Source organism: Allobosea sp. GW823-FHT02B03 (assembly GCF_058797755.1).
In genome coordinates, this window is sequence record NZ_JBXAJY010000004.1 from 553,126 (window position 1) to 577,911 (window position 24,786).

Below are 24,786 nucleotides of genomic sequence, written 5' to 3' on the forward strand. Positions count from 1 at the left end.
CTATGCGTAAACTATTGATCCTCGCGGCCTTTGCCATCGGTGGCGGTGTTTCCGCTCCGGCAATGGCATCCGAGGCGCTGCCCCAGCCTCTCGCGCGGCAGTTGGACGGGCTGGCGGCGGAATTCACGATGTCGGCCGCCAAGGAGCGGCGCCTGTACATGATGCAGGAACTGACGCGTCAGCAGCAACAGCAGGGGCGCGGCCAGCCGGGACCCAACCGTGGCTACGCACCGGGGCCACGTCCTGGCTACGGCCCGGGCTATGCTCCGCCCCCCGGCTATGGCCCGCGCCCGGGCTATGGACCGCCGCGCGGCTATGGCCCGCGTCGTGACTACGGGCCGCCGCGGGGCTACCGCAACGACTACGACTACCGCTATCAGCGCTACTGACGTCGTTTCCTCGCCGGCAGGTGCCGGCGTCGCTTCTCGCAAGACTGTCGCCGCGGGCGCGCGGAAACGGCTTCGGCCAGTTTCCGCGCGCTCGTTTCGATTCTGGGCGCGGATCGCCCTTATCGCCAGCGGGCAAGGCCCGGTGAACGGAGCGACGCAATTCCGCTGGAACGCCGGCGCCTCAGTTCAGCCGGTCCTTTTCTTCAAGGTCCGCCATGGCTGCCGCGACGCCGCCGCTGCGATGCGGGACGCCGGCTGCCGCCAGCCCCATTTCCACGCCTGACAGGGCGCCGAGCAGGGCAAGCGCGTTGCATTCGCCGAGATGGCCGATGCGGAAGACCTTGCCGGCGACCTTGCCGAGTCCGGAGCCGAGCGAGATGTTGTACTTCTCCAGCGCGATCTTGCGGAAGCGGTCGGCGTCATGGCTCGGCGGCATCAGCACGGCGGTCAGCACCGGAGAATGCTCGTCCGGGTTCTCGCAGAGCACTTCCAGCCCCCAGGCCTTGACCGCGGCGCGGCAGGCGCTGGCGAGGCGCTGGTGGCGGGAAAAGACCTCGTCCAGCCCTTCCTCCTGCAGCATGGCGAGCGCCTCTTTCAGCCCGTAGAGGAGGTTGGTCGCGGGCGTATAGGGGAAGAAGCCGCCGGCATTGATCTTGATCATCTCCTCCCAGTCCCAGAAGGAGCGCGGCAGCTTGTTGGTCTTCGACGCCGCGCGCGCCTTTTCCGAGACGGCGTTGAAGCCGAGGCCGGGCGGCAGCATCAGCCCCTTCTGCGAGCCGGAGACGGTGACGTCGACCTGCCATTCATCATGGCGATAGTCGACCGAGGCCAGCGACGAGATCGTGTCGACCATGAACAGGGCCGGGTGGCCGGCGGCGTCGATCGCCTTGCGGATTTCTGCGACGCGGCTGGTGGCGCCGGTCGAGGTCTCGTTATGGACGACCATCACCGCCTTGATCTTGCGGGCCTTGTCCTCGGCGAGCCTGGCCTCGATCGCGGCCGGATCGGCGCCGCGGCGCCAGTCGCCCGGGATGAACTCGACCTCGACGCCGAAGCGCGTGGCGATGTTCTTCCACAAGGTCGCGAAATGGCCGGTCTCGGCCATCAGCACGGTGTCGCCGGGGGAGAGCGTGTTGACGATCGCCGCTTCCCAGGCGCCTGTGCCGGAGGAGGGGTAGATCACCACCGGCTGCTTCGTCTTGAAGACCGCCTTGCTGCCCTCGAGCACGTGCTTGCCGAGCGCGGCGAATTCGGCGCTGCGGTGGTCGATGATCGGCATCGCGATGGCGCGCAGGATCCGGTCCGGAATCGGGCTCGGGCCGGGAATATGCAGGAAATGCCGACCCTGTTGTGCGCTCATGATACTATCCTCTGCCAACCCGTCTGATCCGGCTGCAAGCCCGCGCCGTGAGGTCGGGTTTCATTTTGCATTCATTTTTTTCTTTGGCAATCACTGGATCGTGCTCATTTTGGTTTCATGAGGCCTCGACAGCGCTATGTCGTTGAACTAGCGATTGTTCATGACGAGCATGGTTCTGGATGCGCGCAAAGGCGGTGTGGTGGAGGCTGGCCCGGGCGAGACTTCCGTGGGAGAGGCTGCGCGCGTGCCGGCTTCGCTGCATGGCGAGTTGCTGGCGGCGCTGCGCGACTATCTCGTCGAGGGCAATCTCGCCGATGGTGCGCGCGTTCCCGAACGGCTGCTCTGCGACCGTTTCGGGATTTCGCGGACGCCGCTGCGCGAGGCGCTCAAGGTTCTCGCCGCCGAGGGGTTGATCGAGCTTCTGCCCAATCGCGGCGCGCGCGTGCGGGCGCTCAATGCCGACGATCTGCGCGAGCTTTTCGATGTGATGGGTGGCCTCGAATCCCTTGCCGGGCGGCTCGCCTGCGAGCGCGTCAGCGACGAGGAGGTCGCGGAGATCGAACGGGTCCATCACGAGATGTACCGCTTCTATTTGCGCCGCGACATGCACGGTTACTTCCAGTGCAATCAGGAGATCCACCGCATGATCGTCGCGGCGGCGGGCAATGCGACGCTGGCCGCGACCTATGCCAGCTTCGCGGGCCGTATCCGGCGGGTGCGCTATTCGGCCAATCTCGCCACCGATCGCGACCGCTGGGGCGAAGCGATGCGCGAGCATGAAGCGATCCTGGACGCTTTGCGGCGCCGCGCCGGCAGCGAGCTCAGCGACATCCTGTTCATGCATCTGCGCAACAAGCGCAAGGCTGCCGAGCAGCGCAGCGTGAGCGAGGCGGTGGAGGCGGAGTCCGAAGGCTGAAGCTCTGCGCGCCTCGGCGTGCTTGCCGCTCCCAAGTGGCTCGATGTTGGGGTTGAGGCTGGGCGGGACCTGGGACGGCGCCTGCCTTGTCCGACAACTTGCCGGCTCTGGTCGCTCGATGGTGATTTTCGCCTTCAATTCGACTGAGGTCATTTTTCGGATTGAATGCAAAATTTTTTGATTCTAGGCTTCCCCTTACGACGCCAACAGAGCGCGACAGAGGGAGGTTCGGATCATCATGAAGCAGCATCTGCTTGCCGCATGTGCGGTTCTCGCAGCCGGAACCATGCCGGCCCTGGCCTGGGAGCCGAGCAAGGCGATCGAGATCGTCGTGCCCTTCTCCGCCGGCGGGGCCTCGGACCAGATGGCGCGGACGATGCAAGGCATCATCCAGAAGCACAACCTGACCTCGCAGCCGGTCATCGTCGTCAACAAGCCGGCGGCCGGCGGCGCCGAAGGCATGCTGGATATCCAGAAATCGGTCGGCGACCCCCACAAGCTGATCACCACTTCGAGCGGCATCTTCATGACGCCGATGGCGACCAAGCTGCCGCTGAACTGGCAGGACTACACGCCGGTCGCGATGATGGCGCAGGACTCCTTCGTCCTCTGGGTCAATGCCAAGGCGCCGTACCAGAATGCCGGCGACTTCATGACCGCGGCCAAGGCAGCCTCGCCGCCGCTGAAGGTCGGCGGCACCTCGTCCAAGCGCGAGGACAACCTGATCGTCTTCGCGATGGAGAAGGCCGGCGGCGTCAAGTTCGCCTTCATCCCGCACACCAGCGGCGGCCAGACCTCGACGCAGCTCTCGGGCAACCATATCGACGCCAGCACCAACAACCCGGCCGAGGACGTCGCCAACTGGCGCGGCGGGGCGACCCGGCCGCTCTGCGTCTTCTCCGACCAGAAGATGACCTATTCGACCCCGGTCGCCGACGGAAAATCCTGGGCGGACATCCCGACCTGCGCGTCGCAGGGGCTGAACGTCACCTATCAGATGCTGCGCGGCATGTTCATGCCGGGCAAGGTCACCAAGGACCAGCAGGCCTATTATGTGAACCTGTTCAAGAAGGTCTCGGAAACGCCGGAGTGGAAGGACTACCTGGCGCGCAGCGCGCTGGTTCCCGACTACCGCGACGGCGATGCCTTCGTGCAGTTCCTCAAGGCCGACGAGGAGAAGCACGCCAAGCTGATGGGCGATGCCGGCTTCATGGCCAAGTGAACCTGTGACCGTTGCCGGGGTGCTGCGTCACCCCAGGCGACCGAAGGGAGCCCGGGATCCATGCCGGAACGGCTCAGGAATGGATCCCGGATCGGCGCGGCTGCGCCGCTTGTCCGGGATGACTCGCGAGGAACTGTGAATGACACAGCCCGTCGAAGCTGAAATCCAAGAACGCGGCATCTCGCGCCGCCCGGTCGAGATCGCCACGGCCGCGATCCTGATCGGCCTCGGCTTGATCGTGCTCTGGGATTCCTATGGCCGCGGTGCCGGCTGGGATAACGGCCCGCAGAACGGCTTCTTCCCGGCCCGTGTCGGGTGGCTCTTCCTCGCCGCGTCGCTGTTCATCCTGTTCCAGTCGTTCCGCGCCGAGAACAAGATCTTCGTCACCTACGCGCAACTGGGGCAGGTGGTGCGGGTGCTGGGGCCGCTGATCGTCTTCGTCGCGCTGATCCAGCCGCTCGGGCTCTATGTCGCTTCCGCCGTCTTCATCCTCGTCTTCATGGGCGTGATCGCGACTTCGCGCTGGTGGAGCATCGCGCTCACCGCGCTGCTCGTGCCGCTCGCCTGTTTCTGGATCTTCGAGCTGCAGTTCCGCGTGCCCCTGCCCAAGGGCCCGCTCGAAGCCATGCTCGGCTACTGAGGTTTCGCCGATGGATGACCTCTCCTCGCTGATCACCGGCTTTCAGATCGCGCTGTCCTGGCAGAACATCGGTTTCATGGCGATCGGGGTCATTCTCGGCATCGTCGTCGGCGTGCTGCCGGGGCTGGGTGGTCCGAATGGCGTCGCGATCCTTCTGCCGCTGACCTTCGGCATGGACCCGACCTCGGCGATCATCCTGCTCTCCTCGATCTACTGGGGGGCGCTGTTCGGCGGAGCGATCACCTCGATTCTGTTCAACATACCGGGCGAGGCCTGGTCGGTGGCGACCACCTTCGACGGCTATCCTATGGCGGTGCAGGGCAAGGCGGCCGAGGCGCTGACCGCAGCCTTCACCGCCTCCTTCATCGGGGCGCTCTCGGGCGTCATCCTGATCACCTTCGTCGCGCCGCTCGTCGCCCAGTTCGCGCTGCGCTTCGGGCCGGCCGAGTTCTTCGCCGTCTTCCTCCTGACCTTCTGCTCCTTCATCGGCATGGGCCGCGAGAACCGGGCCAAGATCCTGGCCTCGCTCTGCATCGGCTTCCTGCTCGCGGCCGTCGGTCTCGATTCGATCTCCGGCGACCTGCGCATGACCTTCGGTTCGACCGAGCTGATGCGCGGCTTCGACTTCCTGATCGTCGTCATCGGCCTGTTCGGCGTCAGCGAGATCCTGCTGACGGTCGAGGAGGGGCTGGTCTTCAAGGGCAAGCAGGCGCGGATCGACCTGATGGTCGTGCTGCGCACCTGGGCCGGGCTGCCGCGCTATTGGGCGACGCTGATCCGCTCCTCGCTGGTCGGCATGTGGATGGGCGTGACGCCGGGCGGCGCGATCGCCGCCTCCTTCATGGGCTACGGGCTCGCCAAGCGCTTCTCGAAGCGCGGCAAGAACTTCGGCAAGGGCGAGATCGAGGGCGTGCTGGCGCCGGAGACGGCGGCGCACGCCGCCGGCACCAGTGCGCTCCTGCCGATGCTGGCGCTCGGCATTCCCGGCTCGGCGACGGCCGCGGTGCTGCTCGGCGGCCTGCTGGTCTGGGGCTTGCAGCCTGGGCCGATGCTCTTCGTCGAGCAGAAGGACTTCGTCTGGGGGCTGATCGCCTCGATGTATCTCGGCAACCTCGCCGGGCTGATCATCGTGCTCGCGACCGTGCCGCTGTTCGCGGCGATCATGCGCGTGCCCTTCTCCTTCGTCGCGCCGGTGATCCTGATCGTCTGCGCCATCGGCGCCTATACGATCTCGAACTCGATCTTCGACATCTGGCTGATGTTGATCTTCGGCGTCGTCGGCTACGTCTTCAAGAAGCTCGACTATCCGCTGGCGCCGCTGGTTCTGGCGCTGGTGCTCGGTGACCGGGCGGAGGATGCCTTCCGCCAGGCGCTGCTCGGCTCCGGCGGCAGCCTGCACGTCTTCATCGCCAATGGTCTGGTCACGACCCTCGTCATCCTCGCCATGATCCTGCTGCTCTGGGGGCCGGTCTCGGACCTGATCGCCACCGCGCGCGGCCGCCATGCCGGCAAGGCGGCGGAGGCCGCCGAGTAGTCGTGCCACCTTCGAAAAGAGCCACAGTCATCCCGGATAGGCCGCAAAGCCGCGGCGCTCCGGGATCCATCGCAGAGCGCCGGGATTTACGATGGATCCCGGCGCTCCGCTTCGCTACGGCCGGGATGACGGCTCACACTAGAATTGGCTAGCAGAACGATGACCCACGCAGCCCCCCTGACCAAGCAGGGCTCTCGCAATCTCGGGCTGGAACGGCGCCTCGCGCAGGCGCTGGAAGGGGAGGTGCGCTTCGACGCTTTCACCCGCGGGCGCTATGCCACCGACGCCTCGATCTACCAGATCATTCCGCAGGGCGTCGCCTTCCCAAAGAGCGAGGCCGACATCGCCGCGGCGCTGACGATCGCGGCCGAGCACGGCGTGCCGGTGATCGCGCGCGGCGGCGGCACATCGCAGAACGGCCAGCCGATCGGCGATGCGCTGATCCTCGATATGAGCCGGCATTTCAATGCGATCCGCGACTATGATCCGGCGAACCGCACCGTCTCGGTCGCGCCCGGCATCGTGCTGGAAGCGCTCAACAGCCATGTGAAGAAGGACGGGCTGTTCTTCCCGGTCGAGCCCTCGACGGCGAGCCGCTGCACGATCGGTGGAATGGCCGGCAACAACTCCTCCGGCGCGCGCTCCCTGCGCTACGGCAAGATGGTCGACAACGTCATCGGGCTGCGGGCGCAGTTCCACGATGGCGAGGCCTTCGCGCTCGGCGACGGGCCGCTCGGCGACAATGCCTCGGTCCGGACGCGCGATCTGATGACACGGATGCTGGCGCTGGCGGATGGTCATCGCGACGCGATCGAGGCGATCTTCCCAAAAGTGCAGCGCCGTGTCGGCGGCTACAACCTCGACGAACTGATCGTGCCGCGGCCGAACCTGTCGCATCTCCTGGTCGGATCTGAAGGGACGCTCGCCATCACCACCGAGGCGACGCTGAAGCTCTCGACGCTGCCGACGCATCGCGTCATGGGCGTCTGCCATTTCCCGAATTTCCGCGCCGCGATGGAGACGACGCAGCATATCGTCGCGCTCGGGCCGGTCGCGGTCGAGCTCGTCGACAACAACGTGCTGGTGCTCGGCGCCGACATCCCACTCTTCGTGCGCACGCTCGCCGACATCACCAAGGGCAAGCCGAACTGCCTGCTGCTGGTCGAGTTCGCCGGCGACGAGCTTGCCGATCTCAAGCGTGACCTGAAGCGGCTCGACCAGTGCATGGCCGATCACGGCTTCCCCGATGCGGTGGTCGAGGTGGTCGAGCCGGCCCGGCAGAAGCCGGTCTGGGAGGTGCGCGAGGCTTGCCTCAACATCATGATGTCGATGAAGGGGGACGGGAAGCCGGTCTCCTTCATCGAGGACTGCGCCGTCCCGCTCGAGCATCTCGCCGACTATACCGATGCAGTGACCGCATTGTTCGAGCGGCATGGCACGCGCGGCACCTGGTATGCGCACGCCTCCGTCGGCTGCCTGCATGTCCGCCCGATCCTCAACATGAAGACGGAAGCCGGCGTGAAGGCGATGCGTGGCATCGCCGAGGAGGCCTGCGACCTCGTGCGCCGCTTCAAAGGCTCGTTCTCCGGCGAGCATGGCGACGGCATCTCGCGCTCGGATTTCGTCGAGCCGATGTTCGGCGGGCCGCTGACCCGCGCCTTCGAGGCGGTCAAGGACGGCTTCGACCCGGAGAACCGGCTGAATCCCGGCAAGATCGTCCGGCCCTACCGCATGGACGATCGCAGCCTGATGCGCTTCCCGCCGGGCTACGCGACGCCGGTGCCGGTCGCGACCGCGCTCGACTGGTCCGACTGGGGCGGCCTCGGCGGCGCGGTCGAGATGTGTAACAACAACGGCACCTGCCGGAAGATGGCGGGCGGCACGATGTGCCCGTCCTGGCGCGCGACGCGCGAGGAGCAGCATCTGACCCGCGGGCGGGCGAATTCATTGCGCCTCGCGATTTCCGGGCAGCTCGGGCCGGACGCCTTCACCTCGCCGGAGATGAAGGAGACGCTCGACCTCTGCGTCTCCTGCAAGGGCTGCAAGCGCGACTGCCCGACCGGCGTCGACATGGCCCGGATGAAGGTCGAGTTCCTGCATCACTACTACGCGAAGCACGGGCTGCCGCTGAAGGAGCGCCTGATCGCCTTCCTGCCGCGCTATGCGCCGTTCGCTGCAAAGCTCGCGCCCTTGATGAACCTGCGCGATCGCATCCCGCTCCTGGCGAAGCTCAGCGAACGCTGGCTCGGCTTCTCGGCGCGGCGCTCGCTGCCGGTCTGGCGCAAGCCCTGGCGCGAGGCAGCCGCGCCGTCCAGCCTTTCGGCAGTGCAGGGCGACGGCCGCGACATCGTGCTCTTCGGCGACACCTTCAATCGCTATTTTGAGCGCGAGAACCTGGAAGCGGCCGAGCGCGTGCTCGAGGCCGGTGGCTACCGGCTGCATCGCGTCGAAGCCGCCGATGGCGGCCGCCCGCTCTGCTGCGGACGTACCTTCCTCTCGGCCGGGCTGGTCGACGAGGCCCGCGCCGAGGCGCGGCGCACGCTCGATGCGCTCGCGCCCTTCGTCGCCAAGGGGGCGCGGGTGGTCGGGCTCGAACCCTCCTGCCTGATGAGCTTCCGCGACGAATTCGCAGCTTTGCTGCCGAAGGCCGAGGTCGAGCCCCTGGCCAAGGCAGCGCTGCTGGTCGAGGAACTGCTCGCCGCCGACATGGCTGCGGGCAAGACCAGCCTGCCATTGCAGGATCAGGGCGGGCGCATCGCGCATCTGCATGGCCACTGCCATCAGAAGGCCTTCGACGCGATGGGCGCGGTCGAGAAGACGCTACGGGCAGTGCCCGGGCTCGAGGTCAGGCCGATCGAGTCGAGCTGCTGCGGCATGTCCGGCGCCTTCGGCTACGGCGCCGCGACCATCGACGTCTCGCTCGCCATGGGCGAACTGTCGTTGCTCCCGGCGGTACGCAAGGCCGGTCCGGACGATCTCGTCGTCGCCGACGGCACCAGCTGTCGCCACCAGATCCACGACGGCGCCGGCCGGGAGGCCGTGCACGTCGTCAGGGTGCTGGCGCAGTCACTGGCGGATTGAGGTCTGAAACGCCTTCGCCGGGGCGCGCGTCTTCAGTGCCTTCCGCTCCCTTCCGGGAGCGGAGCCGGGCGTGCAGCGAGCAATGAAAGACGCGTGATCGGTCGTTGATGACGTTGAGTCAGGTTCTGTTTCTGGCCCTGACCTTCTGGATGAACTGAAACTGATCGCGTTTCGCCTGCTTCCCGCCAAGTGAAGCTGCCCACGGACATGGCCATTCGGATCTGCAGCTGCTGTCCCAATACAGCGATTTTTGGAGAATGATTTTTCGATTGGTTCCGGATCGCCGTAGAATGCGCCCCGGCCGGGCAAAGCTGACACCGAAGCCAAAAAGCAGACCCTGCGCAATGTCCGCGACCTTGGCAGCGGGACGCCGTGTGCTACCTTTCCCTTAGAGCGGATACAAAAGCCGCCTTCGGCCTCGCCGTTGAAACCTTCGGCGTGGTCAGACACGAAGGGAGGAAATTCGATGCGAAAGGTGCTTTTGACCGCCGTCGCGGTCTGCAGTCTCGTCGCTGCCTCATCGGTTGCCGGCGCCCAGGAAAAACTCAAGATCGGTATGATGGCGACGCTGTCGGGCGCATTGACGTCCGGCGGCGAGGATGGCGTGCGCGGCGTCCAGGTGGCGCTGAAGCAGCTCGGCAACAAGATCGCCGGGCGGGAAGTCGAGCTGATCATCGCCACCACCGATGCCAGCCCGGATTCCGCGCTGAGGGCCGCGCGCAAGCTCGTCGAACAGGACAAGGTCCAGGTCATCGTCGGGCCGCTCTCGGGCTCCGAGGGCATCGCCATCCGCGACTACTCGAAGACCGTTCCGAACGTGACCGTCGTCGACGGCTCCTCGGGCGCGCTCGAGACCACTTACGTCAATCCGTCGCCGAACTATTTCCGCTTCAACAGCAACGGCGCGATGTGGATGGCCGGGCTCGGCGACTACGTCTTCAAGGACAAGGGCTTCAAGAAGATCGCCGTGATCGCGGAGGACTACTCCTTCCCCTACACGCAGGTCTTCGGCTTCGCGCTCGGCTATTGCGGCGCCGGTGGGCAGATCACCCAGCGCCAATGGGTGCCGCTCGGCACCAAGGATTTCGGCTCGGTCATCGCCAATATTCCCGATGATGTCGACGCGGTCTTCCTCGGCCTCGGTGGCGGCGACGCGGTCAACTTCCTGAACCAGTACAGCCAGACCGGCGGCAACGCGAAGTTCGTCGGCGGCTCGATCATGGTCGACCAGACCGTGCTCTCCTCGCGCGGCGCGGCCAAGAAACTCCTCGTCGGCACGCCGTCTTCCGGCGGCGTCGCGGATGCCTGGGACGATCCGCGCTGGAAGGCCTGGGTGAAGGCCTATCAGGACGCTTTCCCGGCGGACAAGCGCTTCGCCAGCCCGTCCCTCTTCGCGACCAACTACTACAACGCCTTCACCGCGCTCGCGACGGCGCTGGGCAAGGTCAACGCCGACCTTTCGGACGGCGGCGCGAAGCTGCGGGCTGAACTGGCCAAGGTTGAGCTCGATGCGCCTAACGGCAAGATCAAGCTCGACGACGACCGGCAGGCGATCGCGACGACCTTCATCACCGAGGTCGCGGAACTGCCGAACGGCGAACTCACCAACAAGTTCGTCCGCACGGTTCCGAACGTGTCGAAGACGATGGGCCTGTCCCCCGAAGCCTTCAAGGCGGTGGGCCTGCCTTCGCGCACCAACCCGGAATGCAAGAAGTAGACGCCTGACGAAGACTGCCGAAGGGGGAGCTACGCGAGATGCGCGCCCCCTTCGTCCCTGTGACGTCCCGGTGCCGCCGCCTGCGATGATCTGCGCAGGCGACGGATGGCGGCTGGCCTGACGAGGCCAATGTCGTGCCGCCGGACCTGTTTTCGAGAGGAACCATGAGTCGCGCAGTCGCGGTCTGCCACGGTCCGTTCGGCCGGGTTTCGATCTACGATCTCGACCGGCCCCTGGTGCTGCACGCCCATCGCGAAGCGCATCTGATCTTCTTCCTCGAAGGATCGCGTGGGCTCGTGACCGTCGGCAGCCATACGACGCGCGTCGACCCTTTCATGGGGGTCGCGATCAACCCGTGGGAACCGCACAACTTCCAGCCGGAGAGCAAGGGCTGCTTCGGCCTCTTCCTCGTCGTCTATCTCAGGCCGGAATGGCTGGCGGCCCAGGGCATGTCACCCTTCGGAGGATCGTTCTTTCCCTCATCGGAGCTGGTCGTGACCCGCGAACTTGCCGCCTGGCGCGACAAGATCGTCGAGATGCTGCTGTGCTCACGCCGCGACCTCAATCTCGGGCCGGTGCTGATGGCACTGGCGCAGGCCTCCAGCGAACCGATCGAGCCGACGCTGGCTTCCTCCTTCGCCCATCTCGCGCCGGAAGGCGCGCTCGACCGCCGGGTGCTGCGCGCTTGCCGGCTGCTCGAAGATCACCCGAGCTATGATGGCGCGCTCGAGCGCGTCGCCCGCGAAGCCGGGCTGTCGCGGGCGCATTTCTTCAAGCTGTTCCGCCAGCAGGTCGGCGTGACGCCGACGGTCTTTTCCAACACCGTCCGCCTCGATGCCGCGCTCGACCGGCTGGTCTTCTCGCAGGACCCGGTGACGCGGATCGGCAACGGCCTCGGCTTCTCCTGCCAGAGCGTCTTCACCCGCTTCTTCACCGCCCATATGGGCATGGCGCCGCGCGACTACCGCCGCGTGCTGCGCACGGTCGGCCCGGCGCCCATGCAGGCGGCCCATGTCTGACTTCGTCGCGCGCCGCCCGATCTGGTCTCTGGTCATCATCTTCGCGGTCGGCATCCTCGCCTGGCTGATCTTCTCGGTCTGGACGCCGGGGATGGAAGCGATGCTGGGACGCAAGCGCGTCTTCCTGAGCGCGCTGTTCAACGGCATCACGCTCGGCGCGCTCTATTTCCTGGTCGCCAGCGGCTTCACCCTCATCTTCGGGCTGATGCGCAACGTCAATCTCGCCCATGGCTCGCTCTATCTGTTCGGCGGCTATCTCGGCTACAGCGTCGGCCATCTCACCGGCTCCTGGCTCCTGGCGCTCCTGGCCGCCTTCGTCGTCGTCGGCATCGTCGGCGTGCTGATGCAGGTGCTGCTCTTCCGCTGGATGGAAGGCCAGGACCTGCGTCAGACGCTGGTGACCATCGGCCTCTCGATCATCTTCGCCGACCTCCTTTTGTGGAACTATGGCGGCGACACCTTCCAGGTGACGACGCCGGACTGGCTCTCCGGCCCGGTCCAGCTGCCCTTCGTCGTGGCGCTGCGCGGCAATGGCGACCCGGTGATGATGACCTATCCGCTGGTGCGCCTCGCGATCCTGGTCGGGGCCGTCATCGTCGGTGTCCTGATGTGGCTCGCGCTCAACCGGACGCGGGTCGGCATGCTGGTGCGTGCCGGTGTCGACGATCGCGACATGCTCTCGGCGACCGGCGTGCGCGTCCAGCTCGTCTTCGTGATGATCTTCGCCTTCGGCGCCGGGCTCGCGGGGCTGGCCGGCGTCGTCGGCGGCACCTTCCAGTCGCTGCAGCCGGGCGAGGACACCAAGATCCTGCTGTCCTCGCTGGTGGTCGTCATCGTCGGCGGCATGGGCTCGATCCCCGGCGCGGCGATCGGCGCGCTGATCGTCGGCCTCGCTGAGCAGTTCGGCTCGGTCTACATGCCGACCTACGCGGTGATGCTGACCTTCGTCATCATGGTGGCGGTCCTGGCGGTGCGGCCGCAGGGCTTGGCGGCGAGGCGCTGAGCATGGCGATCGCCGATCTCAACCTCGAGCAGCGCGCCCGCACCCGGGAGGGCTTTCCGGCCTGGCTGGCACGCCGCGGCACGGCCTTCTGGGTCGTGGCGGTGCTGCTGCTGGTGATGCCCGCGATCGCGAGCCCGTTCTGGCTCGTCCAGATCTTCGCCTATTCGATGATCCTCGGCCTCGTCGCGCTCGGCCTGATGTTCCTGGCGGGCTATGGCGGCATCGTCAGCCTCGCGCAGATGACGGTGGCGGCCTGCGCCGGCTATCTCGTCGCGATCCTCGGCGACAGCGCGATCTCGCAGATCAGCCTGCACTGGCCCTGGTGGATGGCGGCGCCGGTCGCGATCCTGGTCGCGACCCTGTTCGGCACGCTCAGCGGCGCGCTTTCGGTGCGGACCGAAGGCATCTACACGATCATGATCACGCTCGCGATCGCCTCGGCCTTCTATTACCTCGCGCTGCAGAACTACACGATCTTCAACGGTTTCAGCGGCTTCAACGGCATCAAGCCGCCGGTCTTCCTCGGCATCGACTGGGGCCAGAACCTGCCCTTCTACTATCTCACGCTGACCTGTTCCGCTCTGGCCTATGGCGCGGTGATCTATGTCTCGCGGGCGCCCTTCGGCCTCGCCTTGCAGGGGACGCGCGACAATCCGCGCCGCATGGCGGCCCTCGGCTTCGACGTCGTCGCCCATCGCATCGCGGCCTACGCCTTCGCCTCGTTCATCGCCGCCTGCGCCGGCGTATTGCTGGTCTGGTATCAGCGCCAGATCTCGCCCGGCACGGCCGGGGTCGGTCCTGTCGTCGACATGCTGATCATCGCCGTCGTCGGCGGCCTCAGCCGCCCGATCGGCCCGTTCATCGGCGCACTTGTCTATGTGCTGCTGCGGACCTTCTCGCTCGACATGCTGGAAGGGGTCGGCCTCGACGGCAAGCGCTACCAGCTGCTGATCGGCCTCGGCTTTCTCGTCATCGTGCTGTTCTCGCCCGACGGGCTGATCGGCATCTGGCAACGCCTGCGCGAGCGCTATCGCAAGGGCAGCGAGGCCCGCGAGGCCGGCATGCGCATCGGCGGGGGCTCGCCATGAGCGCCGTCACCGCACGCGAGAGCCTGGCCTCCGCCGGCTCGGCCAATGCGCTGGAATTGCGCGGCGTTTCGCGGCTGTTCGGTGCGCTTGCCGCGCTGTCCGACGTCACGCTCTCGGTGCGCCCCGGCGAGCGTCGCGCCGTGCTCGGCTCGAATGGCGCGGGCAAGACGACCCTGTTCAACTGCATAACCGGGGATTTCGCGCCGAGCACCGGCCTGATCCGGTTCTTCGGCGAGGATGTGACCGCCTTTCCGCCGCAGGAGCGCATCCGCCGCGGCCTGCGGCGCACCTATCAGATCTCCTCGCTGTTCACCGGGCTCTCGGTCCTCGACAATGTCTATCTGGCCTGCCGGGGCGTCTCGCGGAACCGCTTCTCCCTCGTCCGACCGCGCCGCGACGATGCGCTCGTCCACGCCGCCGAAGGGCTGGTCGAGGCCGTGCATCTTTCTGCGGTCAAGGACCGGCTGGTCGGAGAGCTCGCCTATGGCCAGCAGCGCCAGCTCGAAATCGCGCTCGCCCTGTCGGGCGCGCCGCGTTTCATCCTGTTCGACGAGCCGGCGGCCGGCCTCTCGCCGACGGAGCGGCGCGACCTCGTCCATATCCTGACCTCGCTGCCGGCTCATATCGGCTACATCATCATCGAGCACGACATGGATGTGGCGCTGCGCGTCGTCGAGAGCGTGACGATGATGCACAACGGCCGCATCTTCAAGGAAGGCCGGCCGGACGAAATCGAATCCGATCCCGAGGTGCAGGAACTCTACCTCGGAGGCGGCCATGGCTGAGCGCTTCAGGCCTCCGCCCGCCGCCGGCGTGCCGATCCTGCAGATCGCCGGGCTCAACGTGTTCTACGGGCGCTCCCATGCCCTGCAGGGCGTCGATCTCACGCTGGAGAGCGGCGTGCTGTCCGTTGTCGGCCGCAACGGCATGGGCAAGACGACCATGTGCAAGGCGATCATGGGGCTGGTGCCGATCTCGTCGGGCTCGATCCGGTTCTTCGGCGAGGAGATCGCCGGCCGCTCGCCCGCCGAGATCGCCCGTCTCGGCATCGGCTATGTCCCGCAGGGGCGCCGGCTCTGGCGCTCGCTCACCGTCGACGAGCATCTCCAGCTGATGCAGCGCGGCAAGCGCGGCGCCTGGACGCGGGAGCGCATCTACGAAGCCTTTCCCCGGCTCGCCGAGCGCCGCAACAATGGCGGCGCACAGCTTTCCGGCGGCGAGCAGCAGATGCTGGCGATCGGCCGGGCCCTGATGCTCAACCCGCGCCTGCTCGTCATGGACGAGCCGACCGAGGGGCTGGCGCCGGTGATCGTCGCCCATGTCGAGGAGATGCTCGTCCGGCTCGCCGACCAGGGCGATGTCGCGATCCTGGTCATCGAGCAGAACATCGGCGTCGCCACGCAGATGTCGGACCCGGTCGCCATCATGGTCAATGGCCGGGTCAACCGCATCATCGCCTCGGCGACGCTCGCCGGCGACCGCGATTTGCAGCAGCGCCTGCTCGGTGTCGGGCGCCATGGCCATGACGAAACCGACGGCGCGCCTGACCCCACGGCCGGCGCCGCCGACGCACGTCCCGCACCCGCCATCGTCGCGGGCCCGACCCGCGTCTACAATGCCAACCCCGTCATCCCGACCCGCTGGTCGCAGCCCATCCCGGCGGCGCGGATCGAGGCCCAGGCGCGCACGATCTCCCGCCCGACCCTGGCGACGCGCGACGGCGCGCATGTCGGCGCGATCCGGCCGCTCGCCGCCGCGGCAGGCGCGGGCGAGCCCTATGTCGTCATCGCCGGCACGCTCGACACCAAGGGCGAGGAGCTGCGCTATATCCGCGACCTCGTCCGCGCCGAGGGGCTGCGGACCCTGCTGGTCGATCTCTCGACCTCGGGCCGCAGCGCCGGCGGCGACGTCACGCCCCAGCAGGTCGCGCTCGCCTCGGCCAGGGGCTCGACCGGCATCTCCTCGGGCGATCGCGGCACGGCGGTCGCGGCGATGACGGAAGCCTTCGCGGCCTGGCTGCCGCGGCAGGAGGGCGTGCTCGGCATCATCTCCGCCGGCGGCTCCGGCGCCACCGCGATCGTGACGCCGGCGATGCAGGCGCTCCCCGTCGGCGTGCCCAAGCTGATGATCTCGACCATGGCCTCGGGGGATGTGCGCGCCTATGTCGGCGCGACCGACATCACGATGATGCACGCCGTCACGGATGTGCAGGGGCTGAACCGCGTCTCGCGGCTCGTGCTCGGGAATGGCGCCCGCGCGGTCGCGGCGATGGCGAAGGCACGGCTCGCCGAGCTCAAGCGCGAGGCCACGCCGCGGCGGGCAGAGCCCGAGAAGCCGCTGGTCGGCCTGACCATGTTCGGCGTCACGACGCCTTGCGTTCAGCAGATCGCCAAGCTGCTCGAGGCCGAGTGGGAGCCGCTCGTCTTCCATGCCACCGGCACCGGCGGCCAATCGATGGAGAAGCTTGTCGATTCCGGCCTTGTCGGCGCGGTGATCGACGTCTCCACCACCGAGATCTGCGACATGATGATGGGCGGCTTCCTGCCGGCGACGGAGGACCGGTTCGGCGCGGTCATCCGCACGCGCATCCCCTATGTCGGCTCGGTCGGCGCGCTCGACATGGTCAACTTCTTCGCGCCCGAGACGGTGCCGGAGCGCTATCGCGGCCGCAAGCTCTACCCGCACAACCCGCAGATCACGCTGATGCGGACGACGCCGGAGGAGAATGCGCGCATGGGCCGCTGGATCGGCGAGCGGCTGAACCAGATGGAAGGCCCGGTCCGCTTCCTGATCCCCGAAGGCGGCGTCTCGGCGCTCGATGCGCCGGGCCAGGCCTTCCATGACCCGGCCGCCGACGCCGCGCTGGTCCAGGCGCTGGAGCAGACGGTGCGCACCAGCGCCAACCGGCAGCTCATCCGCCTGCCGCTTCACATCAACGATCCCGCCTTCGCCGCGGCGCTGGTTCAGCAGTTCCGCGCACTGCATGCCGGCCGCCGGCGCGAGCGGGCCAGCGGAGGCAGGTCATGACGCCTTTCGACAAGAAGACCCTGCTGAAGCGTTTCCGGGCGATGATCGCCAAGGGCGAGCCGATCATCGGCGGCGGCGCCGGTACCGGGCTCTCCGCCAAATGCGAGGAGCTCGGAGGCATCGACCTCATCGTGATCTACAATTCCGGCCGCTACCGCATGGCCGGGCGCGGCTCGCTCTCCGGCATGATGCCCTATGGCGACGCCAACGCCATCGTCATGGAGATGGCCGCCGAGGTGCTGCCCGTGGTGCAGCGGACGCCGGTGATCGCCGGGGTCTGCGGCACCGATCCGTTCCGGCGCATGGACGTCTTCCTCGACGATATCAGGCGGATCGGCTTCGCCGGCGTCCAGAATTTTCCGACGGTCGGGCTGATCGACGGCGTCTTCCGCAAGAATCTCGAAGAGACCGGCATTGGCTACGGGCTCGAGGTCGAGATGATCTCGCTCGCCAGCCAGAAGGGCCTGCTGACCACGCCTTACGTGTTCTGCGAGGACGACGCGCGCGCCATGGCCAAGGCCGGCGCCGACATCATCGTCTGCCATCTCGGCCTGACGACCGGCGGTTCGATCGGTGCCGGCACGGCCTTGCAACTCGCGGATTGTCCGGCGCTCGTCGACCGCTGGGCTGCGGCGGCGCTCGCGGTGAAGAAGGACGCGATCGTCCTCGTCCATGGCGGGCCGGTCGCCGAGCCGGCCGATGCCGATTTCATCATGAAGAACACGAAGCATTGCCACGGCTTCTACGGCGCATCCTCAATGGAGCGACTGCCGGTCGAGATCGCGATCCGCGACCAGACCCGCGCCTTCAAGCGGATCGCGCGCCGGCAAGAGACGACGGACAAGCAGACGACGAAGAGACCGGCGCGCCAAGCCGGCAAGTCGAAGTGACCCGAAGGACGGGCGGGAGGATGAGGACATGACGGGACAGCTGATCGGATCGCTGATCCTCTGGCTGATCGTGGCGGTGATCGTCATCGCCATCGTCGTCTATCTGGTGAACTGGCTTTATCGCCGCTCGTCGAAGGAGGTGTCCTTCGTCCGCACCGGCCTGTTCGGCGAAAAAGTGGTGATCAATGGCGGCGCGTTCGTGCTGCCGATCATCCACGACGTCACGCCGGTCAATATGAACGTGCTGCAGCTCGCCGTGACGCGCGCCAACAACGACGCGCTGATCACCCGCGACCGGATGCGCGTCGATATCGACGCCGAGTTCTACGTGCGCGTTCGGCCCCAGCGGGAGTCGGTCTCGGTCGCCGCCGCGACGCTCGGCCGGCGTACCTTGCAGCCAGATCAGCTTAACGCCCTGCTTTCCGGCAAGTTCATCTCGGCGCTGCGTACCGTCGCCTCCGAGATGACGATGGAGGAGATGCACGAGCAGCGCGGCACCTACGTCCAGCGCGTCAAGGACGCCGCTGCCGAGGCTCTCGACCAGAACGGCCTCGTGCTGGAATCGGTCGCGCTGACCGATCTCGACCAGACCGATCTGCAGTTCTTCAACCCGTCGAACCGCTTCGACGCCGCCGGTCTGACGCGGATCATCGAGGAGATCGAGGACAAGCGGAAGCTGCGCAACGACATCGAGCAGGACTCGATGATCCGCATCCGCACCCGCAACCTCGAGGCCGAGCGCCAGGCGCTCGACATCGAGCGCGACAGCGAGGCGGCGCGGCTCGAACAGCAGCGCGAGATCGAGATCAAGCGCGCCGTGCAGCGCGCCGAGGTCGCCCGCGAGCGGGCGGCGCGCGACACCGAGGCCGAGCAGGCGCTGATCTTCTCGCGCGAGGAGATCGAGAAGTCGCGCATCGCCAATGAGCGCGCGATCAGCGAGGCGCGCATCGCTTCCGAGCGTGAGATCCGCCAGCAGGAGATCGCGCGCACACAGGCCGTCGAGGAGGCCGAGATCGCGGCGCGCGAGACGGTCGAGAAGGCGCGCATCGCGAACGAGCAGACGATCAACGCGGCCCGCATCACCTCCGAGCGCGAGATCCGTCAGAAGGAGATCGAGCGCGCCAAGGTGCTGGAGGCGGCCGAGATCGCCGCCCGCGAGACCACCGAGAAGGCCCGCATCCTGCAGGAGACGGCGGTGAACGCCGAGCGCATCGCCCGCGAGCAGGAGGTGCGCAACCGCGAGATCGAGCGCACGCGCGCCCTCGACCAGGAGGACATCGCGGCACGCGAGGCCGTCGAGACTGCGCGCATCGCCCAGGAGGAGCGCGTCCGAGCGCTCGGCATCGCCCGCAACCGGGCGCTCGACGAGGCCGAGATCGCGGCGCGCGAGGCCGTCGAGAAGGCCCGGATCGCGCAGGACAACGCCATCACGGCCGATCGCATCGCGCTCGAACAGCGCAAGAGCCTGCTCGAGATCGGGCGCACCGAGGCTATCGAGGCTGCCGAGATCGCCGCCCGCGAAAGCGTGGAGAAGGCGCGCATCGCGCAGGAGCGGACCGTCTCCGGCGAGCGCATCCGCCGCGACGAGGAGGTGCGCAGTCTCGAGATCCTCCGCAATCAGGCGATCGAAACCGCCGAGATTTCGGCTCGCGAGGCCACGGAGGCCGCGCGCATCGCCCAGGAGAAGGCGGTCGCCGCCGAGCGGATCGCCGCCGAGCTCGCGACGAAGGAACTGGAGATCAAGCGCAGTGCCGATCTCGACGCCGCCGAGCTGAAGCGACGCGATGCGGTCGAGCGTCAGCGCATCGTCACCGAACTCGGGCTCGAGAAGGAGCGGATCGACTCTTCCAAGACCCGCGAGATGCTGCAGATCGCCCAGAAGAAGGCGGTCGAGGTCGCGGAGGAAGAGCGCGCCATCGCGGTTGCCGCCAAGAAGGTCGAGCGGACCGACGCCGACAAGACGCTGCGCCAGGCCGAGATCACGGCGCGCCAGCAGGTCGAGACCGTCGATATCACCCGCGAGCAGGCGCTGGAGGCGGCGCGGATCGAACGGCGACGGGCGCTGGAGCAGCTCGAGATCGCCCGGACCCAGGCGCTGCAGGAGGCGCAGATCGCCTCGAACGAAGAGGTCGAGCGGGCCCGCATCTCGTCCGATCGCGGGCTGGACGAGGCTCGCGTCGGCCGCCAGCGCGAACTGCGCAAGCTCGAGATCGAGCGCGAGCGCGAGGTCGAGAGCGCGGCGATGGACAAGGCGATCGCGCTCTACGCCAAGTCGCTGGAGGAATCCGCCGCCCAGGCCAATGCCGAGATCGCCCGCGGCAAGGCGGTCGAGGCCGAAGAGAAGGTCAAGACCATCCGCGAGAGCGAGGGGGCGAAGCGCCGCAAGACCGTCGAGGTCCTGCTCGCCGAGAAGGCGGCCGAGGAAGCGCGCATCGCCGCCGAGGCCGACAAGATCCGCAAGGCGGTCGATGCCGAGGCGCAGAAGCTGCTCTACGAGGCCGAGAACGTGCTCACAGACGGTGCCCGCTACGGGCTGTTCCGGCGCCGGCTGCTCGACCGGATCGAGGGCATCGTGCGCGAGAGCGTCAAGCCGATGGAGAAGATCGAGGGCATCCGCATCCTCCATGTCGACGGGCTCGCCGGCGGGGTGGGAGCGAGCGGGGCCGGCGGGGCGGCGCGTTCGCCGACCGACGAGGTGATCGAATCCGCCCTGCGCTACCGGGTGCAGGCGCCGATGATCGACCAGGTGCTGAAGGAGATCGGCATCGAGGGCGGCAATCTCGCCAAGATGGGCGGGCTGATGCGCGAGGCTTCCGACATGCAGCGCGTCGCCAAGGAAGCGCAGCCGGCCAAGCCCAAAGGTGGCGGCTCCGGCGGAAGCAGTGGCGCCGACGGCGCGCCCGAGACGAAGGCTTGAGGACGAAGCATCATGGCCCGCGTCTACGTCTCCAGCGTCATCGCCGCCCCCACCGCCAAGGTCTGGGCCCGCGTGCGCGATTTCAACGGCCTGCCGAACTGGCACCCGCGCATCGCGGAAAGCCGGATCGAGAACGGCGAGCCCTCCGACAAGGTCGGCTGCATCCGCGCCTTCAGCCTGCGCAGCGGCGACAGGCTGCGCGAGCAGCTTCTGGGCCTGTCGGATTACGACATGTTCTGCACCTATTCGATCCTCGACTCGCCGATGCCGCTGACCAACTATGTCGCGACGCTCAGGCTGACGCCGATCACCGATCAGGAACGTACCTTCATCGAGTGGTCCGCCGATTTCGACTGCGCGCCCGAGCGCGAGGCCGAGCTGGTCGAAGGGATCGGCACGAACGTCTTCCAGGGCGGGTTCGACGCGCTGAAGCGCGCATTCGGGGGATGAGGCCATGCCTCACGTCGTCCGCAGCACCATCATCGACGCGCCGGTCGACCGGCTCTGGGCGATCCTGCGCGATTTCAACGGCCATGATCGCTGGCACCCGATCGTCGCGCGAAGCGAGATCGAGCGCGGGCACCCTTCCGACAGGATCGGCTGCGTGCGTCGCTTCTCCCTGCAGGACGGCAGCGAGCTACGCGAGCAACTCCTGACCCTCTCGGACCTCGAAATGACCTTCAGCTATTGCCTGCTCGATACGCCGATCCCGCTCTTCAACTACGTCGCCCATGTCCGGCTGCTGCCGGTCACGGACGGCAACCGGGCCTTCTGGCACTGGGAGAGCCGCTTCACCACGCCGCCCGGCCGCGAGGCCGAGCTCGCGCGGATCGTCGGCGACGAGGTCTACACCAACGGCATCGAGGCGGTGCGCCGCCTGCCCGAACTGGCCAGGGAGGGCGTCTGACATGCTCGGCGTGAGAAGCTGCGCGACGATCGCCGAGGCCGCCGGCATCCTCTCCGGGGATCGCCAGGCCGTGCTGCTCGGCGGCGGTACGCTGGTGATGCGCGACGTCAATGAAGGGCGTTTGACCGAAGGCACGCTGGTGCGCATCACGGACCCCGCATTCCGGCAGATGAGCACCGGAGGCCCGCGCATCGAGCTCGGCGCCGGCGTGACCATGGCCCAGGTGCTGGCCAGTCGCGAGCTCGCCTTCCTGCACCCCGCCGCACGCGCCATCGGCGGCCCGGCGATCCGCACCATGGCAACGGTCGGCGGCAATCTCTTCGCGGCCGCCCCCTATGGCGACTTCACGGTGGCGCTGCTGGCCCTCGACGCGCAGGTCGTGCTCCAGGCCGGCTACGGCACCGGGCGCGGCGTGCCGCTGGAAGAGCTCCTCGCCGGCCGCGACCGCGGCAGCGTCTCGGGACTGGTCGCCGGCGTACAGTTCTCGCGACCGGCCAATCAGGCTGAGTTCCACTTCCGCAAGATCAGCCGGGTCAAGCCGAAGGGCATTTCGGTGCTCTCCATCGCCGCCCATCTGCCTTTGCAGGGCGGGCGCGCCGCGCAGCCGCGCATCGCCTATGGCGCGATGGCGCCGACGCCGATCCGGGCGCGCGGGGTCGAGCGGGCGCTGGACGGCAAAGCGCTCGACGCCGCCGCGATCCAGGCCGCCAGGCAGGCCGCGCTCGAAGGCTGCCGTCCCGCCACCGACGCCATCGCGAGCGAATGGTACCGCCGCGAAGTGCTGCCCATCCATCTCGGCCGGCTGCTGGCCGGCGAGCCCCGCTGAGGAGGTCGCCATGGCCAAGATCCCGGTCCAGTTCCGGCTCAACGGCTCCGACCGTGCCGCCTTCGTCGATGCGCCGGAGACGCTGCTCAACACGCTCAGGCGCGGTCTCGGCGATTTCTCGCCGAAATATGGCTGCGGCCAGGGCACCTGCGGCGTCTGCTCCGTGCTCGTCGACGGCGAGCCGCAGCTCTCCTGCCTGACGCTGTCGGTCGCCTGCGAGGGGCGCCATGTCGAGACCGCCGCGGGGCTGGCCGACGGACCGAACCTGCATCCGTTGCAGGCCGCCTTCATGGACCATTTCGCCGCCCAGTGCGGCTTCTGCACGCCGGGCATGCTGACCGCGGCACGCGTCCTGCTCGCGAAGAATCCGAGCCCGAGCCGCGACGATGTGATCGAGGCGATCAGCGGCAATATCTGCCGCTGCACCGGCTATGAGCCGATCGTCGCCGCGATTCTCGCCGCCGCCAGCGCGCCCGGCGCGCGCCGAGCCTGAGGAGCCTCGCCATGCTGGAAATGCGCAAGGACATCTTCGCCGACGAGCGCGACGACAACCTCAACGTGATCGGCAAGGGGCTGCAGCGGCAGGACGCGCCCGGCCATGTCACCGGTCGGACGCGCTATTTCGACGATCACGCTTTCGAAGGCCTGCTGCATCTCAAGGTCGTCCGCAGCCCGCATGCCCATGCCCGTATCCGCTCCATCGACATCTCGGCGGCGGAGCGCGCGCCCGGCGTCAAGCGCGTGCTGCGCGGCGCCGATGTGCCGGTGAACAAGAACACGCTGCTCAGCCTGATCAATTTCGGCAAGGACGACGAACCTTCGCTCGCCGTCGACAAGGTTCGCTACAAGGGCGAGCCGGTAGTCGCGATCCTCGCCGACAGCGAGGCCGAGGCGCTGGCGGCCAGGAAGCTGGTGCGGATCGACTACGAGCCGCTGCAGAGCGTGTTCGACGTCGAGGAGGCGCTGAAACCGGGCGCGCCCGTCGTCAACGAGACCTATCCCGGCAACTACTTCGAGTATCACGAGCGCTTCGACCATCAGAAGCTGCGCTTCGGCGATGTCGAGCGCGGCTTCTCTGGCGCCGACATCGTGATGGAGCATCGCTACCAGATGTCGCCGATCGAGCATGCGCCGACGGAGACCAACGGTACGATCGCCGCGCCCGAGCAGAATGGCCGCTTCGTCGTGCATTCCTGCGCGCAGGGCCTGTTCTTCGCGCTGGGGACAACCGCCAAGATCGTCGATGTCGAGTCGAACCGGCTGCATTTCATCGGCGGCACGGTCGGCGGCGGCTTCGGCGGCAAGGTCGACTCGCTGACCGAGCCGCTGGCGGTTCTCGGCGCGATGCTGACCGGCAAGCCGGTGCGCTTCGTCCTCGATCGCGAGGAGGAGATGCTCTACGGCTCGCCGCGCGGGGCCGAGCGCATCTACATCAAGGACGGCGTGATGCGGGACGGACGCATCGTCGCCCGCTACATCCGCAGCTATTTCGACGCCGGAGCCTATACGCGGCTGTCGAGCTATGCGGCGATCAAGTGCACGGCGCATGTGCCGGGGCCCTACTGGATCCCCAATGTCGCCTCCGACATCTACGTCGCCTACACCAATCGCTGCCCCTCCACCGCGATGCGCGGCTTCGGCGTCACCGCGGTCGACTTCGCGCTCGAGGTCCAGATGGACCGTCTCGCCGAGGCGGCGAGCATGGACCCGATGGAGTTCCGTATCCTCAACGCCTATCGCGACGGGGACATGAAGCCGCACAGGCGCGCCGCCAAGAACACGGCGCTGGTCGAATGTGTGCAGGTTGCCGCCGAGAAGGCGAACTGGCCGCTCTCAGAACAGGCGAGGCGGCAGTCCTCGCTGCATGGTGGCGCTGGCGAACGCGGCCAGATCCCCGCGACGACAGTCGACACCAAGGGGCAGATTGGGCGGCCCGAGACGCGAGCGGGAACGCCGACCCAGACGCTTCCGGCCGGCACGGCGCGCATCCCGCTGAGCAAGCAGCCGGTGATGGAAGGGGCTCGCGACGGGCGCGCCGCGCCGACGCAGGTGCCGCGTTACGAGCCGGCCCGGCCCACGATGCCGCCGCCGAACGCGCCGCCTGCCTACGCGCCACCGCCCTATCAAGCGGCCAGCTCTCCTGCTGCTCCGTCCTACCAGCCCGCGCCGCCGCCACAGCCGGCCGCCCCGGCCCAGACGCAGCATGGCGCGGTGCGGTTCTCTTCAGTCTTCGGCACGAGGAGGCGCTGA

At 67.7% G+C, this 24,786-nt stretch carries 20 protein-coding genes; 19 read left to right on the top strand and 1 reads right to left on the bottom strand.

All coding sequences use genetic code 11. The features are described 5' to 3' along the window. Positions 1 to 2: 2 nt before the first annotated feature. Positions 3 to 389: a hypothetical protein gene (locus tag AC1REK_RS16215; protein ID WP_316018431.1), complete on the top strand. Its 387-nt coding sequence runs from the start codon at positions 3 to 5 to the stop codon at positions 387 to 389. 181 nt (positions 390 to 570) lie between these two features. On the opposite strand, the gene AC1REK_RS16220 is transcribed toward AC1REK_RS16215, so the two are convergent. Continuing rightward, the gene (locus AC1REK_RS16220; protein ID WP_327524338.1) at positions 571 to 1,749 is read right to left on the bottom strand and encodes a pyridoxal-phosphate-dependent aminotransferase family protein; all 1,179 of its coding nucleotides are present in this window, start codon (positions 1,747 to 1,749) and stop codon (positions 571 to 573) included. A gap of 160 nt (positions 1,750 to 1,909) precedes the next feature. Between AC1REK_RS16220 and AC1REK_RS16225 the strand changes: the two genes are divergently transcribed. The 18 genes from AC1REK_RS16225 (at position 1,910) to AC1REK_RS16310 (ending at position 24,786) form a co-directional block, all read left to right on the top strand. Continuing rightward, complete coding sequence (locus AC1REK_RS16225; RefSeq protein ID WP_492269238.1) at positions 1,910 to 2,665, top strand: GntR family transcriptional regulator; 756 nt, start codon at positions 1,910 to 1,912, stop codon at positions 2,663 to 2,665. Between the two features lie 238 nt (positions 2,666 to 2,903). Next, positions 2,904 to 3,887, top strand: coding sequence for a Bug family tripartite tricarboxylate transporter substrate binding protein (locus AC1REK_RS16230; protein WP_316018434.1), 984 nt, complete (start codon positions 2,904 to 2,906; stop codon positions 3,885 to 3,887). 139 nt (positions 3,888 to 4,026) lie between these two features. Beyond that, complete coding sequence (locus tag AC1REK_RS16235; RefSeq protein WP_316018435.1) at positions 4,027 to 4,527, top strand: tripartite tricarboxylate transporter TctB family protein; 501 nt, start codon at positions 4,027 to 4,029, stop codon at positions 4,525 to 4,527. A gap of 10 nt (positions 4,528 to 4,537) precedes the next feature. Beyond that, positions 4,538 to 6,061, top strand: coding sequence for a tripartite tricarboxylate transporter permease (locus AC1REK_RS16240; RefSeq protein WP_316018436.1), 1,524 nt, complete (start codon positions 4,538 to 4,540; stop codon positions 6,059 to 6,061). A 159-nt stretch (positions 6,062 to 6,220) separates the two neighbouring features. Continuing rightward, positions 6,221 to 9,142 (top strand): FAD-binding and (Fe-S)-binding domain-containing protein, encoded by a 2,922-nt coding sequence (locus AC1REK_RS16245; RefSeq protein WP_492269237.1) that lies wholly within the window; start codon positions 6,221 to 6,223, stop codon positions 9,140 to 9,142. A 466-nt stretch (positions 9,143 to 9,608) separates the two neighbouring features. Next, positions 9,609 to 10,859: an ABC transporter substrate-binding protein gene (locus AC1REK_RS16250; RefSeq protein WP_316018438.1), complete on the top strand. Its 1,251-nt coding sequence runs from the start codon at positions 9,609 to 9,611 to the stop codon at positions 10,857 to 10,859. 164 nt (positions 10,860 to 11,023) lie between these two features. Beyond that, complete coding sequence (locus AC1REK_RS16255) at positions 11,024 to 11,878, top strand: helix-turn-helix transcriptional regulator (RefSeq protein WP_316018439.1); 855 nt, start codon at positions 11,024 to 11,026, stop codon at positions 11,876 to 11,878. Continuing rightward, positions 11,871 to 12,881 carry a branched-chain amino acid ABC transporter permease gene (locus AC1REK_RS16260; protein WP_327524334.1) on the top strand — a complete coding sequence of 337 codons (1,011 nt, stop codon included), beginning with the start codon at positions 11,871 to 11,873 and terminating at the stop codon, positions 12,879 to 12,881. The genes AC1REK_RS16255 and AC1REK_RS16260 overlap by 8 nt, the downstream gene beginning before the upstream one ends. A 2-nt stretch (positions 12,882 to 12,883) precedes the next feature. Then, positions 12,884 to 13,969 carry a branched-chain amino acid ABC transporter permease gene (locus AC1REK_RS16265; RefSeq protein WP_492269236.1) on the top strand — a complete coding sequence of 362 codons (1,086 nt, stop codon included), beginning with the start codon at positions 12,884 to 12,886 and terminating at the stop codon, positions 13,967 to 13,969. Next, positions 13,966 to 14,754, top strand: a complete 789-nt coding sequence (locus tag AC1REK_RS16270; RefSeq protein WP_327524332.1) for an ABC transporter ATP-binding protein — start codon at positions 13,966 to 13,968, stop codon at positions 14,752 to 14,754. The genes AC1REK_RS16265 and AC1REK_RS16270 overlap by 4 nt, the downstream gene beginning before the upstream one ends. Then, positions 14,747 to 16,996, top strand: coding sequence for an ABC transporter permease (locus AC1REK_RS16275; RefSeq protein WP_492269235.1), 2,250 nt, complete (start codon positions 14,747 to 14,749; stop codon positions 16,994 to 16,996). The genes AC1REK_RS16270 and AC1REK_RS16275 overlap by 8 nt, the downstream gene beginning before the upstream one ends. Next, positions 16,993 to 17,886, top strand: coding sequence for a phosphoenolpyruvate hydrolase family protein (locus tag AC1REK_RS16280; protein ID WP_492269234.1), 894 nt, complete (start codon positions 16,993 to 16,995; stop codon positions 17,884 to 17,886). The genes AC1REK_RS16275 and AC1REK_RS16280 overlap by 4 nt, the downstream gene beginning before the upstream one ends. A gap of 28 nt (positions 17,887 to 17,914) precedes the next feature. Beyond that, entirely contained in the window at positions 17,915 to 20,803 is a 2,889-nt protein-coding gene (locus AC1REK_RS16285) for a flotillin family protein (protein WP_492269233.1), read from the top strand. A gap of 12 nt (positions 20,804 to 20,815) precedes the next feature. Next, positions 20,816 to 21,253: an SRPBCC family protein gene (locus tag AC1REK_RS16290; protein WP_492269232.1), complete on the top strand. Its 438-nt coding sequence runs from the start codon at positions 20,816 to 20,818 to the stop codon at positions 21,251 to 21,253. Positions 21,254 to 21,257: 4 nt separating this feature from the next. Next, positions 21,258 to 21,710: an SRPBCC family protein gene (locus AC1REK_RS16295; protein ID WP_066469470.1), complete on the top strand. Its 453-nt coding sequence runs from the start codon at positions 21,258 to 21,260 to the stop codon at positions 21,708 to 21,710. Position 21,711: 1 nt separating this feature from the next. Beyond that, positions 21,712 to 22,536 (top strand): FAD binding domain-containing protein, encoded by an 825-nt coding sequence (locus AC1REK_RS16300; RefSeq protein ID WP_492269231.1) that lies wholly within the window; start codon positions 21,712 to 21,714, stop codon positions 22,534 to 22,536. 10 nt (positions 22,537 to 22,546) lie between these two features. Next, a complete protein-coding gene (locus AC1REK_RS16305; RefSeq protein WP_327524327.1) occupies positions 22,547 to 23,029 on the top strand; it encodes a (2Fe-2S)-binding protein in 483 nt (160 codons plus the stop codon). An 11-nt stretch (positions 23,030 to 23,040) separates the two neighbouring features. After that, positions 23,041 to 24,786, top strand: a complete 1,746-nt coding sequence (locus tag AC1REK_RS16310; RefSeq protein ID WP_492269230.1) for a xanthine dehydrogenase family protein molybdopterin-binding subunit — start codon at positions 23,041 to 23,043, stop codon at positions 24,784 to 24,786.